This is a genomic window from Pseudomonas sp. S3_C06 (assembly GCF_054667675.1).
In genome coordinates this window covers 1,381,808-1,394,813 of record NZ_CP162747.1, presented here as the reverse complement: position 1 = coordinate 1,394,813, position 13,006 = coordinate 1,381,808, and the positions used below count along the sequence as shown (strand labels likewise).

Genomic DNA, 13,006 nt, shown 5'->3' with positions numbered 1-13,006 from the left:
GAGCAACCGCGAACAACTGTGGGAGCGAGCCTGCTCGCGAAGAGCGATCACGCGGTCAATCAGGCTGCGTGCGCCATCTCGGCCAGTGTGTCGGCCACGGTTCTTTGCAGTGAGGGGAACCGGCGGGTCACGCGGCGCAGTGCGGGTAGCACGGCGTCGATTTCCAGTTCATCGAGTTGGGGAAGGACGGTGACGGCGGAGGCGACGATGGATTCGCGTTCGCTTTCGAACAGCACCAGGCAGGCGTTCTGTGCCCAGCGTCCGTCCCGCTCGTTGAAACCCATGGCCACCAGTGCCGCGACGACTTGTGCATCTGTTTTGTTGGACATGATTATTGCCTCAGGGCGGGGTCGATTTTGTCGAGGGCGCGGTTGACCGCGAGTTCGCCGAGCATGACCACTTGCTGGATGCCGAGCACGGTGTTGCGGTAGGGCGAGTCGAGCAGGGCGGCGAAGTCGCTGAGCATGACACTGGCCGAAGCCATGGATTCGCAGGCATGGGCCATGAGGTCTTCGGCGCCGGTGTTGGGGTCGACGAGGAACATGGTGCTGGGTCTGCGCGGTGGTGACGGCGGCGTGGGTTTCAGATAGTGATCGAGGGCGCGTTCGGCGGCTTCGTGGAGTTTTCTGGAGCCCGGTGTGGAGTAGGGGGATGTTGGGTTTGGATCGATTTCCGCTTCTGTTTCGGGCGGATTCGGCGTTATTTTGAACATTTCTTAGAACCTTCTAATGAGGCCGACACGTTCATTGCGACTAAACAAATGGGTGGCAGCTATGCGCAGGTTAGTCGACCGGTGGTTCTAAGCAGTCCCGGCGCACCCGAAGGCGCCCTGCGCACAGCTACCATTAAGCTCAGGCGCGAAAATGCCTGACTGAACGGACTGTATGCTGCCAATAAACCACCGAGCGACTAAACCCGATCACTGAACATTCAGTGACGCGAACCAAGTTACCGGCAGCCCCCAAGCCGCACAAGCCGGCGGATTCTGGCGTAGTTGTAGGCAAAGGCGCAAGGCGCTGTAGCCTCATGGCTGATGTCTAAATGATGCTGCGTTTTACCGGGCGCTTTAGCGTTTGCCCAATCCGACATTCGCATCTTTTCCGCTCCCTTGAGTTGTCCATTCAGACCGACCATCTGTCGGAAAACCGTGCTGACCTGTCAGATCTGTCAGTACCCCTCGTCGATAAATTACTTTCTGATAGCTCCAGCGTTACGTCGACTGCCGCCAGTCCACTACGAAGGAGCATCACCATGAGCAATTCCCTTGCTGATAACCATCCGTTCGCCTTGATTCCACCGCAAATCACCGGCACCACCGCGTTGCAAACCCCGGAGCATTACCACGGTGGTATTCCGATTCGCGCTGTCGAGGGGGACTTGCAAGTCATCATTAATCCGTGGCTGGTGATGAACATTGGGGACTTGCTCGAATTGTTCATTGGCAACCAATCAGTCCCCGTGAGGAGCAAGGAACTCGACGCTGACGACCTCGACAAGCGGCTGGTGTTCAGGGTTGAGCGGGGTTTTATTCTTGAAGGCGACCTCAAGGCATTTTATCGCGTGACCCGCGTCGGGCAGACACCGCAGGATTCCCAGCCTACGTTGATTCTGCTGGTCAAGCTGCAGCGGCCCGGCGGGTTTGACGATGACACCGAAGACGGTCATTCCGGTCTCAAGTACACACTGAAACCAGACCTTCCGAACGGGGTTACGCCGGAAATAGCCAAGGCCGGCGTTGATATTCATGTTTTTCCCTACGAAAACATGGCTTTTGACGATTGCATTATTTGCCGCTGGGGGAGCCAGGAGGCGCCTCCCCATTTTGTCACCCGGCAGCAGGTCGACGACCCGGTCAATTACCCGATCCTCATCAAATTCGAGGAGGCGTTGATCAAGGCGCACGGCGACGGTCCGGACGTGCAGGTGACGTTTCAACCGATTGACCGCGTCGGCAACTACCCGGACGAACGCGCGCCTTGGGCGAAAATCACTCGGGTATTGGTGAGAACGGAGGGCACCTGGCTCACGGAACCGAGAATCCTGGTCAACAATAAGCCCGTCACAACGGTCGATCTCGAGCAACTGGGCGACAACGATGTCATCGTGAGTGTTTACACGCGGGCAGACCACTTCGAAGTAAACGACAAGATTGTGGTGACGTGGAGCGGTATGCCAGCGCAAGGCAAACCGATCATCGTCACGCCTGCGGAGCAATGCGTCGAATTTACCGAATTTACCTATTACTTCGTGATTCCCAATGCCTCGGTCCGCGCTCTTGCCAAGGGCTCGGCCTCGGTCAGGTATGAGCGGATCAGAGAGGGGGAGGTGGCGGTCCCATCGTTGGTCGCTAGCGTCAATGTGCAAGGGGAAATCAGTCAACTGGCGGCGCCCACCGTGATCGAGGCATCTGGCGGTTTTCTGGACCCTGAGGCGGATTGGGCAACCAACGAAATTCCTTGGTATGCGGGGCGCAAGAACAGCGACCAAGTGACTCTGCGCTGGGAGGGCGATCGTCCTGACGGCAGTACCGAGTATTACTCCGACTCGCGTTCGGTCGGCAATCAGCCGGAAAACACGCCGGTTCTGCTCACCGTAAAAAACGTCGATATCCGCCGGTTCAACGGCTTGCGGGTGAGGGTGAGTTACACGGTGGCCAACGACGACGCGATGCTGCAAAACGTGCGTGATTCGTTGCCGTTGTTCCTGCAGGTGGGACAAGCGTTACCGCGATTTGAAGCGCCGCAAGTGGAGGAGGCGCAGGGCGGTACGCTCGACCCCGAACGCGTGCCGCCCGCGGGTGTAACGTTGATCGCGCCACACGAAGGCACGTCTGCCGGCAATCGCGTGACCTATCACTGGCGCGGATCAGGCAGTGGCGGCAGCACCAGTGACTTCGTCGACCTGACGACCCACACAGCGGGCAAACCCGTCAAATTCACGGTAGCCAAGGCGTTCGTCACTGCCAACCTCAACGGCAAAGTCGTGGTGACTTACACGATTGTGCACGGCGGCGTGTTGTTGGGGACGTCCGGTGAACTGACGCTGAGCGTCGGCAACGCGCAGGCCGAAGTGCCACCGCCCACTGTCATCGAAGCTCCGGTTTACGTCCTCGATCCCAACCAGTATCAACAGGGTTTCACCGTGCGCTTCGACACTTCGACACTGAAGCCCGATGACGAAATCGAACTGACGGTCATCGGCCGTCCCGGCGATGGTTCGACGGCGCCAGTACGCAAGGGTGCGAGCGGCCAGCCTTACCTGGATTTCAATATCGCGGCGGCCATCACCGGCGCCAATCTGGGACGCGATGTGGCGTTGAGCTACAGGACGTTTCAGGCCGGGCAACCTGCTCCTGGAGAAACACGGCCGCTGACCATTGGTGTTTTGTTGCAGAAAAACATGCCGCAGCCGTTGATTGAAGGGGCGACGGGGGAGGTTTTGGATATTGGGTTGATCAAGGACGACACCAAAGTGCTGTGCGACAAATGGCCGTTTCAGCGTTCGGGCCTGCCTGTGTGGTTGAGTTATGTGGAAACCAGAACGGATGACAGTTCACGCACCAAAGACCAGTTGGTGGGGGTGACGCATGATCAGGGAAGTGGATTGACTTACACGACTGAAGTGCAGTGGTTGCGTGAGTGCAAGGCGGGTTCGACAGTGACGATTGTGTTGAAGGTGGGGTTGTTTGAAGGGGGGGATTTGGTTGATGCGGTGGATTGTCAGCGAAGGGTTTATTCGGTGAGAGTCGGGTTTGATTATCTTACGACTTTTGACTTGTTCAATTGGGATGGCTGGAACGAACAAGATCCATCGGCGGCTATTATCCGTTCAGGAGAGGAATATTTTTTTCAATCCAGGAACGATTCTCCTAGGTGTTGGTTGAAGAGGTCTTTCAGTGATCTTGAGAATAGCCAAGTGTACGAATTAAGCTTCATCTATCAGTGTCCAACTGCTATAATCGTCTCCTTATATCTCGACAACACCAATTTCTATTATTTAGAGTTTCCTCATGCGTATGCTTGGGAGAAAGTTTTGATACCTTTCATGCCGCAATTCCTAAATCCAACATCTCCGAGAGTATTGTTAATGTATATTCATGGTCGGTCTGGCAGCACACATGGACCGTTAAAAATTGATGATATTCGCTTAAAATGGGAACCAAGGCTTTAGCGTAGGAATCGCATACATTGATCATTTCGAGCAAAGTTCGGAATGATCAATTTGGTTTGGCCCGTAGTGTTCGCGAGCAAGCGCGCTCCCCGGGCCCGTAGTGTCTCCGAGATCACCTTTCCTCGACGAAAACCCAATCAGGCCTTCGCCATTTTTTCTCTGCTCCAGCTCGTCCATTCAAACAGACCATCTGTCGGAAAACCTTTCCTACCTGTCAGATCTGTCAGTACCCCTCATCGATAAATTCCTTTCTGATAGCTCCAGCGTTACGTCGACTGCCGCCAGTCCACTACGAAGGAGCATCACCATGAACACACCCCTGGTTGAAAACCAGCCATTGGCCTTGAACCCACCGCATATCACCGGCAGAACCGAGTTGCGAACGCCGGAGCATTACCACGGCGGTATTCCCATTCGCGCTGTCGAGGGGGATTTGCAAGTCATCGTTGACCCGTGGCTGGTGATGAGCATTGGGGACAAGTTCGAAATGTTTCTGGGCAATTTGACGGTCGCGGTGTGGAGCAAGGAACTCGACGCCGAAGATCTCAACAAGCGACTGGTGTTCAGGATTGCTAAAGGTTTTGTTCTGGAGGGCGAGGTCAAGGCGTTTTATCGCGTAAAGCGAGTTGGACAGACGTTCCAGGATTCCGAGCCAACGTTGATTCTGCTGGCCAAATTCCAGCGCCCCGGCGGCTTTGATAACGACCCCGAAGAAGGTCATTCCGGTCTCACGTACACGTTGATACCGGACCTGACGCACGGGGTCACTCCGGACATAGCCGAGAAAGGCGTTCAGATGCATGTTTTCCCCTACGAAAACATGGCTGCTTTCGATTACATCTTGTGCCGCTGGGGTAGTCAGGAAGTACCTTACTATCCGGTGACTCAGGAGCAGGTCGACGACCCGGTAAATCATCCGATCCTGATCACCTTCGCTAAAGGCGTGATCGAGAGCGCTGGCGATGGCCCGGATGTAGCGGTGACTTTTCAGGTGATCGACCGCGTTGGCAACTATCCGGATGAGCGCGCGCCTTGGGCGAAAATCACTCGGGTCCTGGTGGATGCGAAGGGAACGCGGCTTCCCCAGCCGAGAATTCTGGTCAACAACAGACCCGTCACAACCGTCATTGATCTCGAGCAGTTGGGTGACAAGGACGTCATCGTCAGTGTTTATGCACGTGAAGAACACTTCGACGTGGACGACCGGATCAAAGTGACCTGGACCGGTATGCCGGCGCAGGGTAAACCGATCATCGTTATCCCCGCGGAGCAATTCGTCGATTTTACCGAGTTTGCCTATGAGTTCGTGATTCCCAATGCCTCGGTCCGAGCCCTTGCCAAGGGTTCGGCCTCGGTCCGGTATGTACGCACGAGAACAGGCGAGGACGAGGCCTCTTCGATGGTCGCCAGCGTCAATGTGCAAGGGGAAATCAGTCAACTGGCGGCGCCCACTGTGATCGAGGCGCCTGGCGGTTTTCTGGACCCTGAGGCGCCATGGGCAACCAACGAAATCCCTTGGTATGCGGGACGTAAAAGCGGCGATCAGATCGACCTGATCTGGGAAGCCGCGCTGCCTGGCGGCGGTGTGGAGTATTACTCGGATCCGCGTCCGGTCGGCAATGTGCCGGAAAATACGCCGATCCTGCGTACTGTCAGTCATGCAGTCATCCGCAGGTTCAACGGGTTGCGGGTGAGGGTGCATTACACGGTGGCCAACGACGATCTGCTGCTGCAGAACGTGCGCGATTCGTTGCCGTTGTTGCTGCAGGTAGGTGTGGCGTTGCCGACATTCGCCCCGCCAGAGGTGGAGGAAGCCCAGGACGGCACGCTCGATCCTGAGCAGGTGCCGCCCGCCGGTGTCACGTTGACTTGTCCGCATCTGGGCACATTGGCGCACGACCGCGTGACGTATATCTGGCGCGGCTCAGGCAGTAATGGCAGCACAAGTGATTTCGCCGACCTGACCTCGCATTCGGCGGGCAGTCCGGTGAAGTTTACTGTGGCCAAACCCTATGTGACGGCCAATCTCAACGGAAAAGTTGCAGCGACTTACACCATCGTGCGTAACGGCGAACTGCTCGGTACATCCGGTGAACTGACGCTGAGCGTCGGCAACGCGCAGGCCGAAGTGCCACCGCCCACTGTCATCGAAGCTCCGGTTTACGTACTCGATCCCAACCAGTATCAACAGGGTTTCACCGTGCGCTTCGACACTTCGAAACTGAAGCCCGATGACGAAATCGAACTGACGGTCATCGGTCGCCCCGGCGATGGTTCGACGGCGCCAGTGCGCAAGGGTGCGAGCGGCCAGCCTTATCTGGATTTCAATATCGCCGCGGCCATCACCGGCGCCAATCTGGGACGCGATGTGGCGTTGAGCTACAGGACGTTTCAGGCCGGGCAACCTGCTCCTGGAGAAACACGGCCGCTGACCATTGGTGTTTTGTTGCAGAAAAACATGCCGCAGCCGTTGATCGAAGGGATGACCGGGGAGGTTTTGGATATTGGGTTGATCGAGGACGATACCAAAGTGCTGTGCGACAAATGGCCGTTTCAGCGTTCGGGCCTGCCTGTGTGGTTGAGTTATGTGGAAACCAGAACGGATGACAGTTCACGCACCAAAGAGCAGTTGGTGGGGGTGACGCATGATCAGGGAAGTGGATTGATTTACACGACTGAAGTGCAGTGGTTGCGTGAGTGCAAGGCGGATTCGACAGTAACGATTGTGTTGAAGGTGGGGTTGTTTGAAGGGGGGGATTTGGTTGATGCGGTGGATTGTCAGCGAAGGGTTTATTCGGTGAGAGTCGGGTTTGATTATCTTACGACTTTTGACTTGTTCAATTGGGATGGCTGGAAACATTACCCACAATATCCGTCGTCTATTATTCGTTCAGGAGAGGAATATTTTGTTCAATCCAATAATAAAGATAATCACACTTGCATGATGAAGTCTTTCAGTGATATCGAGAATAATCAAGAGTACGAATTAAGCTTCATCTATCAGTGTCCAGATGTTTCAACACTCGTCATAATAATCGACAGCACCACATACTATCATGCAAAGATTCCTCGTGCGTATGCTTGGGAGAAAATTTTGACAACTTTCACGCCGAATAACATATCTCCTGCATCTCCGAGAGTATTGACAATTTATTTTGGCGCTCATTATTACAACTATGGACCGTCAAAAATTGATGATATTCGCTTAAAATGGAAAGCGAAGCTTTAGCATAGGAATCGCATTCATTGATCATTTCGAGCAGAGTTCGGAATGATCAATTTGGTTTGGCCCGTAGCAAACTAAAGATTGCAACGGGCCTTAATCTCAAAAAGCCTGACGCGGAATGCATTACCCTTGCTCGTTAAAGGGCCTTCAAGATTCCCTCAGGAACCGACGGCCTTCACCCCACGCCCAAACCGCTCCCGATACACCGACGGCGGCACCCCCACCACACCACGAAACGCCACACGAAAACTCTCCACCGACCGATAACCGCAACGCTCGGCAATCTGCTCGGTGTTATGCGGCGTACTCTCCAGCAACTCCCGCGCCCGCGCCAACCGTTCATGCTGCAACCACGCCTTCGGCGACTGCCCACTGGCCTCGGTAAAACGCCGCAGAAACGTGCGCTCACTCATCGCCGCTTCGCTGGCCAGATCACGCACTTCCAGCGGTTCATGCAAACGCTCGCGCGCCCACTGCATCACCCGCGACAGATCGTTGCGCGGCGTCGGGCTGACCGGGGTCGGAATGAACTGCGCCTGACCGCCAGTGCGCTGCGGCGACATCACCAGGCGCCGCGCCACCGAGTTGGCGACCTGCGTGCCGAAGTCCCGTGCCACCAGATGCAGGCAGGCGTCGATCCCGGCAGCGCTGCCGGCCGAGGTGATCAACTGGCCGGAATCGACGTAAAGCACATCGGCATCGACGGCAATCGCCGGGAAGCGCTGCGCCAGTTCCGCCGTGTAACGCCAATGGGTTGTGGCGCCGTGGCCGTCGAGCAGGCCGGTGGCCGCCAGCACAAATACACCGGAGCAGATCGACAGCAATCGCGCACCCCGGGCATGGGCCTGACGCAATGCATCGAGCAGTTCATCCGGCACCGCCGCGTTGCGGTCACGCCAGCCGGGAATGATGATGGTGCGCGCCTCGGCCAACAATTCCAGGCCGCCATCGGCCAATACCTGAATCCCGCCCAAGGCGCGCATCGGGCCTTGATCGACCGCCGCGATGGCGTGGGTGTACCACGGGAAATCGAACTCCGGCCGGGTCAGGCCAAAGACCTCCACGGCGATGCCGAACTCGAATGTGCAGAGACCGTCGTAGGCCAGAATCGCAACCAGACCTGGTGATGTCGGCATTTGGCGGAAAATTCCCGGTGAGTGTCTTGTGCGCCACTGTAGCCGCAAGCGGCCGCTCGATAAAGTCTGCTCACACCCGTTCAGACAAAGGAGCAACACCCATGGTCAGTCTGGTTCGCGACATCCCTGCGGCACCGTCGGCGATCGCCCTGATGCACTTCAGTAATCGTCTGACTTTCGAGACCGATTGTTCCGACGTCTTCAGTAGCCAGGAGGCTGGCGAGATCGATTTTGTCCTGGTCGACGTTCGCGGCCCGCTGGCCTTTGAGCGCGGGCATGTGCCGGGCGCGGTCAATATCCCGAACCGCTTGCTGACGGCGGCGGAACTGGCGAGTTACCCGAAAACCACGCTGTTCGTGGTCTATTGCGCCGGCCCGCACTGCAACGGCGCGAACAAGGCAGCGGTGAAACTGGCGGCGCTGGGTTATCCGGTCAAGGAGATGATCGGCGGGGTTACCGGATGGCTGGATGAAGGCTTTCAACTAAGCGTTGAGCAAGCCGCCAAAACCGCAATCGGCTGCGAATGCTGATCCCCTTGTAGGAGCTGCCGAAGGCTGCGATCTCTTGATCTTGATGGTTAAAAAAACAGATCAAAAGATCGCAGCCTGCGGCAGCTCCTACAGGGAAATCAGCGATTTTCTGCGCTGGAAATGCGCTTGTCCTACAGCCTTTGCACCACGACGGCGCACCCGTTGACCCCGGTCAATCGGTGCGCCGATCTTTCATAAGTATTTGTCGCTTAAACACAATTTACCCTGTGCGCGCCGCCATAGACTGCCGGCCACTTCGGTGTTTGTGGCCAATTGGCCATGACCGAACGCTGAATCGAAAGCTGCCAATAAAAGCCTCCGCCCACAGGAGTTATAAATGAAGAAGCTAGTGATGTTCGGTGCCCTGGCACTGTCGATGTTGTCCCTGACCGCTGTGGCCGAAGACGCCAAGCCGATCCGCATCGGTATCGAAGCCGGTTACCCGCCATTCTCGATGAAAACCCCTGACGGCAAACTCACCGGTTTCGACGTTGATATCGGCGATGCGCTGTGCGCGCAGATGAAAGTCAAATGCACCTGGGTCGAGCAGGAATTCGATGGCCTGATCCCGGCGCTGAAAGTGAAGAAGATCGACGCGATTCTGTCGTCGATGACCATCACCGATGACCGCAAAAAGAACGTCGATTTCACCATCAAGTACTATCACACCCCGGCACGCTTCGTGATGAAGGAAGGCTCCGGTGTCAAAGACCCGCTGACCGAGCTCAAAGGCAAGAAAGTCGGTGTGCTGCGTGCCAGTACCCACGACCGTTACGCCACTGAAGTGCTGGTGCCGGCCGGGATCGACCTGGTGCGTTACGGCTCGCAACAGGAAGCCAACCTCGACATGGTTTCCGGGCGTATCGACGCGATGCTGGCCGACTCGGTCAACCTCAGCGACGGTTTCCTGAAAACCGACGCCGGCAAAGGTTTTGAATTCGTTGGCCCGACCTACGAAGACGCCAAGTACTTCGGCGGCGGCGCTGGCATTGCGGTGCGCAAGGGCGATACCGCGCTGGCCGAGCAATTCAACAAAGCCATCACCGAAATCCGCGCCAATGGCGAGTACAAGAAAGTCCAGGACAAGTACTTCGACTTTGATGTGTACGGCCATTAATACGCCGTAGAAAAAAGTGGCCCCGTTTGCGCGGTGGCCACTTTTTTTGCGCTCTGATAAAACCACAGAACCTTGTGGGAGCGAGCCTGCTCGCGAAAGCGGTTTAACATTCAACATCTTTGTTGTCTGGCACACCGCCTTCGCGAGCAGGCTCGCTCCCACAGGGGATCAGTGTGATCCGGAAATTGAGGAGATTTTCCCATGCAACGCATCGACCATGTTCTGCCCTGGAGCCACTTGGGCAGCGAGCGCTCGCTCAGCGTGTTTCGCTATGGCGCGGGCACCCGCAAGGTGTACATCCAGGCCAGCCTGCACGCCGATGAACTGCCGGGCATGCGCACCGCGTGGGAACTCAAGCAGCGCCTCAATGAGTTAGAGCAGCAAGGCCGTTTGCAGGGCGTGATCGAATTGGTGCCAGTGGCCAACCCGATCGGCCTTGATCAACACGTGCAAGGCGCGCACATGGGCCGCTTTGAACTGGGCAGCGGCAAGAACTTCAACCGCGCCTTCGTGGAACTTAGCGCACCGGTCGCGGCGTTGATTGGTGAGCGTTTGGGTGCTGATGCCGAGGCCAACGTCGCGCTGATCCGCCAAACCATGGGCCAGGTGTTCGATGAGCTGCCGGCCCCGGCCTCGCAACTGGAAGCGTTGCATCGTTTGTTGCTGCGCCATGCCTGCGATGCCGACATCACCCTCGATCTGCATTGCGATTTCGACGCGGCGATTCATTTGTACGCGCTGCCGCAGCACTGGCCACAGTGGCAATCGCTGGCGGCACGTTTGAAGGCCGGTGTGGCGCTGCTGTGTGAAGATTCCGGCGGCAGCTCGTTCGATGAATCCTGCTCGACGCCGTGGCTGCGTCTGGCGCGGGCGTTCCCGAATGCCGCGATTCCAGCGGCGAATCTGGCGACCACGCTGGAACTGGGCAGCATGGGCGACACCCGGGTCGATCAGGCGCAGGCCAATTGTGAGGCGATTCTCGGTTTCCTCGCGGAGCAGGGTTTCATCAGCGGCGAATGGCCGGCGGCGCCGAACGAGTGCTGCGAAGGCCTGCCGTTCGAGGGCACCGAGTACCTGTTCGCGCCGCACCATGGCGTGGTGAGTTTCTTGCGCAATGCCGGCGAGTGGGTGGAGCAGGGTGATGCGTTGTTTGAGGTGGTGGATCCGTTGCAGGATCGCGTGACCACCGTGCGCGCGGGCACCAGTGGGGTGTTGTTTGCGCTTGATCGTGGGCGTTATACCGAGCCGGGGATCTGGCAGGCGAAAGTGGCGGGGCGGGTGGCGTTTCGGACAGGGAAATTGACGAACGACTGACAGCCTTTCGCTGAATTCAGTGGCCCTTTCGCGAGCAGGCTCGCTCCCACCTTGGACATGCATTCCCCTGTGGGAGCGAGCCTGCTCGCGAAGGGGCCATTGGCAATCACACCGAATTTGGATCCACGCCGCAGGATGTTAGGCTCCCCCCGAACCCGACTCTCCGTGAAGGAAGGCTCTATGTTGAAGGTCTTTGCCCTGTTGACCCTGCTGGCGTCCACCGCCGTGCAGGCGCAAACCACGCTGCAATCCGATCTGCCGCTCAAGTACCTCGAACAGGTGCATGCCGACGCCGAGGCGCGTCCGCTGGTGATTTTCCTGCACGGCTACGGCAGTAACGAAGCCGACCTGATCGGCATGAAATTCCAACTGCCGCCGCAATACAACTACCTGTCGGTGCAGGCGCCGCTGTCATTGGGTGAAGGACGTTTCCAGTGGTTTCGCAAGAAGGGTGAAGGCGCCTACAACGGCGAGACCGATGATCTGAAGGTCAGTGGCCAGAAGCTGCGCGACTTTATCGCGCAAGCAGCGCAGAAATATCACACCACCCCGGACAAGGTGTACCTGATCGGCTTCAGCCAAGGCGCGATGATGACCTACGAAGTGGGGCTGCGGCCGCCAGTCGCTGTCGGCGGGATCGCTGCGTTGAGCGGGCGTTTATTGCCAGTGTTGAAAGCTGAACTCAAAGGCGAGCAGCAGCCGTTGCCGCTGAGTATCTTTATCGGCCACGGCACCGCCGATGATCCGGTGCCGTATAAAAACGGCACCGAGGCCAACACGCAACTACAGAAACTCGGTTACAAACCGCAGTTTCACGCCTATCCCGGCGTCGGCCACAGTATCAGTGCGGCCGAGTTGCGCGATTTGAATGGCTGGTTGCAGCAGCTCAATCCTTGAGGATGGTTTTCACCAGCGCATCGTGACCTTTCTTGTCGCTGGCGCGGGAGATCACCTGCACCAGCGCCATCTTCGTGCCGGAGCCGGCCATCAGCGTGGTGTTGAGGGTCTGGCCACCGCCCTGGGTCGCGGTGCTGTCGACCTGACGCAGGCCCAGGCCGGTGCCTTTTTGGGTCAGGCTTTTTTCGCTGAGTTTGTTGAAGTCAGGCAGGGCCTTGCGCTGATCTTCGATGAAACTCGACACGCTGCCATCGAGGAACTGCCCGTCGTTGTCCTTGACGTGCTGGCCTTCGGGAATCTTGTTTTCAGCGGTAATGACCACGGTTTTTGTGGCCTCGTTGGTGTACATCGTGCCCGTGGTCCCGCTCGGGCTGGTCGGCAGCGGGTCGGCGACGAAACCTTTTGGCAGCACAAACGTGAACTTGCCATCGAGCATCGAGACTTTCTCGGTGCCGGCATTTTTCTTGGCCGCTTGCGCGTGGAGGGCGCCGAAACCGGCGAGGGCCGCCACCAGCAGGACAACGGCTTTTTTGCTCAACAATGACATGTGAATCTCCGGTGGATGGTCGCGCGAGGCGGGCGATCATCCCACGGAGGGGGGCGGGCGTTCCAGCGC

General features: G+C 57.5%; 10 protein-coding genes. 6 read left to right on the top strand and 4 right to left on the bottom strand.

All coding sequences use genetic code 11. The features are described from left to right. Positions 1-59: 59 nt before the first annotated feature. The gene (locus AB4N44_RS05945; protein ID WP_116030089.1) at positions 60-329 is read right to left on the bottom strand and encodes a hypothetical protein; all 270 of its coding nucleotides are present in this window, start codon (positions 327-329) and stop codon (positions 60-62) included. 2 nt (positions 330-331) lie between these two features. After that, a complete protein-coding gene (locus tag AB4N44_RS05940; RefSeq protein WP_460109741.1) occupies positions 332-712 on the bottom strand; it encodes a DUF6124 family protein in 381 nt (126 codons plus the stop codon). Between the two features lie 539 nt (positions 713-1,251). Between AB4N44_RS05940 and AB4N44_RS05935 the strand changes: the two genes are divergently transcribed. Next, positions 1,252-4,170, top strand: a complete 2,919-nt coding sequence (locus AB4N44_RS05935) for a hypothetical protein (RefSeq protein WP_460158192.1) — start codon at positions 1,252-1,254, stop codon at positions 4,168-4,170. Between the two features lie 307 nt (positions 4,171-4,477). Then, positions 4,478-7,399 (top strand): hypothetical protein, encoded by a 2,922-nt coding sequence (locus tag AB4N44_RS05930; RefSeq protein ID WP_460158191.1) that lies wholly within the window; start codon positions 4,478-4,480, stop codon positions 7,397-7,399. 155 nt (positions 7,400-7,554) lie between these two features. On the opposite strand, the gene ftrA is transcribed toward AB4N44_RS05930, so the two are convergent. Then, a complete protein-coding gene (gene ftrA, locus AB4N44_RS05925; protein ID WP_460109747.1) occupies positions 7,555-8,532 on the bottom strand; it encodes a transcriptional regulator FtrA in 978 nt (325 codons plus the stop codon). A gap of 101 nt (positions 8,533-8,633) precedes the next feature. Between ftrA and AB4N44_RS05920 the strand changes: the two genes are divergently transcribed. The 4 genes from AB4N44_RS05920 to AB4N44_RS05905 all read left to right on the top strand — a co-directional run bounded on the left by AB4N44_RS05920 (position 8,634) and on the right by AB4N44_RS05905 (position 12,390). Further along, positions 8,634-9,062, top strand: a complete 429-nt coding sequence (locus AB4N44_RS05920; RefSeq protein WP_460109749.1) for a rhodanese-like domain-containing protein — start codon at positions 8,634-8,636, stop codon at positions 9,060-9,062. 337 nt (positions 9,063-9,399) lie between these two features. Then, positions 9,400-10,179 carry an ABC transporter substrate-binding protein gene (locus AB4N44_RS05915; RefSeq protein WP_016775210.1) on the top strand — a complete coding sequence of 260 codons (780 nt, stop codon included), beginning with the start codon at positions 9,400-9,402 and terminating at the stop codon, positions 10,177-10,179. A gap of 201 nt (positions 10,180-10,380) precedes the next feature. After that, complete coding sequence (locus AB4N44_RS05910; RefSeq protein WP_460158190.1) at positions 10,381-11,493, top strand: M14 family metallopeptidase; 1,113 nt, start codon at positions 10,381-10,383, stop codon at positions 11,491-11,493. Between the two features lie 180 nt (positions 11,494-11,673). After that, positions 11,674-12,390 (top strand): alpha/beta hydrolase, encoded by a 717-nt coding sequence (locus AB4N44_RS05905; RefSeq protein WP_460109753.1) that lies wholly within the window; start codon positions 11,674-11,676, stop codon positions 12,388-12,390. Here AB4N44_RS05905 and AB4N44_RS05900 read toward each other — a convergent pair. After that, positions 12,380-12,937, bottom strand: a complete 558-nt coding sequence (locus tag AB4N44_RS05900; protein ID WP_007915061.1) for a DcrB/PsbP domain-containing protein — start codon at positions 12,935-12,937, stop codon at positions 12,380-12,382. The two genes, AB4N44_RS05905 and AB4N44_RS05900, sit on opposite strands and share 11 nt — an antisense overlap. Positions 12,938-13,006 lie beyond the last annotated feature (69 nt).